Source organism: Mycobacterium sp. TH-M15 (genome assembly GCF_057473705.1).
Genome location: NZ_JBYCLB010000022.1, coordinates 1 through 5,283 on the forward strand (window position 1 = coordinate 1; position 5,283 = coordinate 5,283).

The 5,283-nt window shown below is 71.5% G+C and carries 6 protein-coding genes; 4 read left to right on the top strand and 2 right to left on the bottom strand.

From position 1 onward, the window contains the following. Positions 1 to 454: FAD-dependent oxidoreductase (locus AC2VNT_RS00530; protein ID WP_486945000.1), on the bottom strand; the 454-nt coding region annotated here is incomplete at its 3' end. 76 nt (positions 455 to 530) lie between these two features. Here AC2VNT_RS00530 and thiE point away from each other — a divergent pair. After that, positions 531 to 1,196, top strand: coding sequence for a thiamine phosphate synthase (gene thiE, locus AC2VNT_RS00535; protein WP_486945001.1), 666 nt, complete (start codon positions 531 to 533; stop codon positions 1,194 to 1,196). Here thiE and AC2VNT_RS00540 read toward each other — a convergent pair. Beyond that, positions 1,129 to 1,653 (bottom strand): NUDIX domain-containing protein, encoded by a 525-nt coding sequence (locus AC2VNT_RS00540; RefSeq protein WP_486945002.1) that lies wholly within the window; start codon positions 1,651 to 1,653, stop codon positions 1,129 to 1,131. The genes thiE and AC2VNT_RS00540 overlap by 68 nt on opposite strands. Before the next feature lie 132 nt (positions 1,654 to 1,785). Here AC2VNT_RS00540 and glnX point away from each other — a divergent pair, with 132 nt between their 5' ends. From glnX to AC2VNT_RS00555, 3 genes are all read left to right on the top strand, one after another. Then, positions 1,786 to 3,105: a protein kinase G-activating protein GlnX gene (glnX, locus tag AC2VNT_RS00545; RefSeq protein WP_486945003.1), complete on the top strand. Its 1,320-nt coding sequence runs from the start codon at positions 1,786 to 1,788 to the stop codon at positions 3,103 to 3,105. A gap of 50 nt (positions 3,106 to 3,155) precedes the next feature. Then, positions 3,156 to 4,082 carry a glutamate ABC transporter substrate-binding protein gene (locus tag AC2VNT_RS00550; RefSeq protein WP_486945004.1) on the top strand — a complete coding sequence of 309 codons (927 nt, stop codon included), beginning with the start codon at positions 3,156 to 3,158 and terminating at the stop codon, positions 4,080 to 4,082. Then, the coding region (locus AC2VNT_RS00555; RefSeq protein WP_486945005.1) for a serine/threonine protein kinase at positions 4,082 to 5,283 on the top strand (1,202 nt) is incomplete at its 3' end. The genes AC2VNT_RS00550 and AC2VNT_RS00555, both read left to right, overlap by 1 nt.

Consider the following 5,283-nt stretch of genomic DNA (forward strand, 5'->3'; position numbering starts at 1 on the left):
CCGCCAACTCGGTGGGGGCGCGGAAGCCATGCCGGATACCCGCCGCGAGCAGCGGCTCCACCTCGCCGGCCGCCGACTCCCAGGTCACCGGCTGGCCCTGCGCCGCCAGCCAGTCGGCGACCGTGTGCAGGTCGGCCACGTCGGCCCGGTCGACCGCCACCACCAGCGACTCGCGCGCGGTGACCACCTCGGCCGGCAGCCCATCCAGGAAGCCGCCCGGCTCGGTGGCGGCCCACAGCTCCAGGGAGCGCAGCCCCAGCCGCAGCAGCTTGTCCTCGCCGGGCCAGCCCTCGCTGTGCGGGGCGAGCATGCCGCCGGCGACCCAGGAGGCGCCGCGCTCGGCGGTCCGATGCAGCCGCACCGTCCACCCGGCGCGGGCCGCCCGCCGGGCCACCGACAGTCCGATCACCCCGCCGCCGATGACGGCCAGCGAGCCAGGCGAGGGTTCGGGCACTTGCTTCTCACTCTCAGTCCCGCCGTACCCCGGGACTCCCGTGTCAGCTTCCCACGCTAGCGGCTACCGTCGCGGTGTGCAGCAACCGCGTCTGGCCGCCGCGCGGCTGTACCTGTGCACCGATGCCCGCCGCGAGCGTGGCGACCTGGCCGAGTTCGCCGACGCGGCGCTGGCCGGCGGGGTGGACATCGTCCAGCTCCGGGACAAAGGATCGGCCGGCGAACGACGGTTCGGCCCGCTGGAGGCGGGTGACGAGCTGGCGGCGCTGGAGATCATCGCCGATGCGGCCCGCCGGCACGGCGCGTTGCTGGCGGTCAACGACCGGGCGGACGTCGCCCGGGCGGCCGGCGCCGACGTGCTGCACCTGGGCCAGCGAGACCTGCCGCTGGCGGTGGCGCGGCAGATCATCGGGCCGGAGCCGCTGATCGGCCGCTCCACCCACGACCGCGACCAGGTGGCGGCCGCCGTCGCCGAGCCGGTCGACTATTTCTGCGTCGGACCCTGCTGGCCCACGCCGACCAAACCGGGCCGTCCGGCTCCCGGCCTGGACCTGCTGCGCTACGCCGCGCAGACCGGCACCGACAAACCGTGGTTCGCCATCGGCGGGATCGATGCCGAGCGGTTACCGCAGGTGCTGGCCGCCGGGGCGCGGCGGGCGGTGGTGGTGCGCGCGATCACGGCAGCCGACGATCCGCGGGCTGCGGCGGCGGCGCTTCGGGCTGCCCTCGAAGCCGCGAACTGAGGTCACGCAGCCGGTCCCAGCTGGCGGCGAAGCCGGGGTGCAGCCGCAGCCCGGCGACCCGGTCCTCGTCCACCCAGCGCAGCTCGGTGCTCTCCCGGTTGGGCACCACCGGCAGCAGCTCGTCGGTCTCGGCGACCACCGTGGTGTAGGTCCAGTCGGCGCCGCTGACGGTCGCGGTGACCACCGCCGCGCGGATCACGATCCGGTCGGCGGGCAGGCCGGCTTCCTCCGCGGCCTCGCGGACCGCCGCCTGCTCGGCGGTCTCGTGGCTGTCCCGGGCGCCGCCGGGCAGCGCCCAGGTACCGCCCTGGTGGCTCCACCAGGCCCGGTGCTGCAGCAGCACCACCGGCGTACCGTCGAGCCGGTGCGACCGCAGCAGGATTCCGGCCGCCCCGTAGCGGCCCCAGTAGCGGGCACCGGTGTCGGAGAACGCCCACCCGTCACCGTCACCGCGCACGGGTCTCAGGATAGATCGAACGGCTCAGGACAGATCCCTGTGCACAACCCGCAGCGCCTAACGAGACCTGACCGGAATCCGCTTATACAGTTGTCCGGAACGAACCACTTCGGAAATGGGGTCTGAACAGACGTGACCGTCGAGTTGGCGCATCCGTCAACTGAGCCGCAGGGGGCGCGATCGCCGGCCGAATCGGCGCATCCGCGCTGGTGGTTCTTCAAGACCACGCCTGGGCGGATTCTGGCCATCGGCGCCTTCCTGGCCATCCTCGGCGGGGCCAGCGGGTTCGCCACCGCGACCACCATCGACCACCGGCAGAACACCCTGACCACGGTGCTCAACCACACCGAGCCGCTGGCCTACGCCGCCGGCCAGCTCTACACCGCACTGTCGGTCGCCGATGCCGCGGCGGCCACCGCCTTCATCGCCCAGGCCGAGCCGCGGGTGGTGCGGGAACGCTACGAGCAGGCCGTCATCGACGCGGCCGTGGCGGTGACCCACGCGTCGAGTGGGCTGACCGAGGAACCGCTGGTGCGGCTGCTGGGCCGGATCAACGGCGAGCTGACCCGCTACACCGGCTTGATCGAGATCGCCCGCACCAACAACCGGGCGGGCAATCCGGTCGGCGCGGCATATCTGTCGGAGGCGTCGGCGCTGATGCAGCACACCATCCTGCCGGACGCCCAGCGGCTCTACGCGGCGACGGCGGCGCGGGTGGACATCGAGACCACCGCGTCGACCCGCGTTCCGGCCCCGGTGATCCTGGTCGTGACGACCACCGTGTTGCTCGGCGCGTTCGCGCACCGCTGGCTGGCCCGACGCACCCGGCGGCGGATCAACCCGGGCCTGGTGGTCGGCGGGCTGGCGATCGCGCTGATGGTGGTCTGGGTCGGCACCGTGCTGGTGATCTCCACCGCCGGCAGCCGGACCGCCAAGGACACCGGAGCCGAGTCGCTGAAGACGCTCACCAACCTAGCGATCACCGCCCAGCAGGCCCGGGCCGACGAAACCCTGTCGCTGATCCGCCGCGGCGACGAAGAAACCCGCAAGGAGGCCTTCCATCAGCGCTTGACCGAGATGAAACAGCAGCTGGCGGGCTACCTGGCCCGCGCCGACGCCGTCGACAAGGAGGCGCTGACCGGTGCCGACCAACTGCTGGATCGCTGGCGGCTGGCCAACGACCGGATCAACTCCTACATCACCGTCGGCAACTACCAGGCGGCCGCCCAGGTGGCCCTGGGCGCCGGCGAGCCGGACTCCACCCCCGCCTTCGACCGGCTCGACGCGGCACTCAACGACGCCATGGAGCACAGTCGCGCCGTACTACGCACCGACGTCCTCAACGCACGCCGGGTGCTGGCGGTGGCCCCGGCCGGCGGTGCGGTGCTCAGCGTCGGCGCCGCGGTCGCGGTCGCGCTCGGCTTGTTGCCCCGACTGAACGAGTACAAGTGATGCAGCCGCTTCCCCTTCTCCGCATCGCCGCCGCCATCGGCGCGGCGATCATGCTGGGCGGCTGCAGCCAGTCCGACGTGGTGGCGACGACGGAGGTCCCGACCCTGGCGCCACCGACCCCGGACGGGATGGAGGTGTTGCCGCCGGAGCACATGCCGCAGCCGCCGGCACCGCCAGCCGCCGACTGCGACGCCACCGCCAGCCTGCGCCCGTTCCGAAGCCGGGCCGAGGCCGACGCCGCGGTGGCCACCATCCGAGAGCGGGGCCGGTTGATCGTCGGGCTCGACATCGGTAGCAACCTGTTCAGCTTCCGGGACCCGATCACCGGCGAGATAACCGGTTTCGACGTCGACATCGCCGGTGAGGTGGCCCGCGACATCTTCGGCAGCCCCTCGCGGGTGGAGTACCGGATCCTGTCGTCGGCCGAACGGATCGCCGCCTTGCAGAGGTCCGAGGTCGATATCGTGGTCAAGACCATGACCATCACCTGCGAGCGGCGCAAGCTGGTGAACTTCTCCACGGTTTACCTCACCGCCAACCAGCGTCTGCTGGTGTCCCGCGACTCCCCGATCGGTCAGCCCTCCGACCTGCCCGGAAAGCGGGTCTGCGTCGCTCAAGGAACCACGTCGTTGGCCCGGGTCAAGGAGGTCTCCCCCGGCCCGACCATCGTGTCGGTGGTCAACTGGGCCGACTGCCTGGTGGCGCTGCAGCAGCGCCAGGCCGACGCCGTCAGCACCGACGACGTGCTGCTGGCCGGTCTGATGGCGCAGGATCCCTACCTGCACATCGTCGGGCCGAGCATGGACGAGGAACCGTACGGCGTGGGAATCAACCTGGACAACACCGGCCTGGTCCGCTTCGTCAACGGCACCCTGGAACGGATCCGCCGCGACGGCACCTGGAACACGCTGTACCGCAAGTGGCTGTCGGTGCTGGGCCCGGCACCGCTGCCGCCGACACCGAGGTATTCGACCTGATGGCGCCCGACGCCGACGACGAGCAGCCAGCCGAGCCGGACAACCCGGTAGACGAGGCCGACAGCGAAGAGGTCAGCACCGAGCGCGCCGACGTGTTCGCCGACTCGGTGCGCCGGCCGGCGTCGACCCAGGCGATCTTCCGCCCCCAGCCGGGGGAGGAGCGGGCCGGCGATGTCCCCGGCGCCGTCGACGTCCTGGACACGTCGACACCGCCGACGCCGATCGTGGTGCCGAACCGGCGGCTGGGCGGCGGCCTGGTCGAGATCCCGCAGGTACCCGACATCGACCCGTTCGCCGCGCTGATGACCAACCCAGTGGTGGCCGAGGCCAAGCGGTTCTGCTGGAACTGCGGCCGTCCGGTGGGCCGGTCCGGCAAGGACGGCACGGGGGCCGCGGACGGCTGGTGCCCGCACTGCGGCAGCCCGTATTCGTTTCTACCGCAGCTGAAGCCGGGTGACATGGTGGCCGGCCAGTACGAGATCAAGGGCTGCGTCGCACACGGCGGCCTGGGCTGGGTCTACCTGGCGGTCGACCACAACGTCAACGAACGTCCGGTGGTGCTCAAGGGCCTGGTTCATTCCGGTGACGCCGAGGCGCAGGCGATCGCGCTGGCCGAGCGGCAGTTCCTCGCGGAGGTAACCCATCCGGGAATGGTGAAGATCTTCAACTTCGTCCAGCACCCGGACTCGCGAGGGGACCCGGTCGGCTACATCGTGATGGAGTACGTCGGTGGGCAGTCGCTCAAGGAGCGCAAGCGGGACAAGCTCCCGGTCGCCGAGGCGATCGCCTACATGCTGGAAATCCTGCCCGCACTGGGGTATCTGCACTCGATCGGCTTGGCCTACAACGACCTGAAGCCGGAGAACATCATGCTCACCGAGGAGCAGCTCAAGCTGATCGACCTCGGCGCGGTGTCCCGGATCAACTCGTTCGGCTACCTGTACGGCACGCCCGGGTACCAGGCTCCCGAGATCGTCCGGACCGGGCCCACCGTCGCCACCGACATCTACACGGTGGGCCGCACCCTGGCCGCGCTGACGCTGAAGCTGCGCACCCGGCACGGTCGGTACGTCGACGGCCTGCCCGACGACGACCCGGTGATCAAGGCCTACGACTCCTACGGCCGGCTGCTGCGCCGGGCCACCGATCCCGACCCGCGACGGCGGTTCGGCTCGGCGGAGGAGATGTCCGGTCAGCTGAC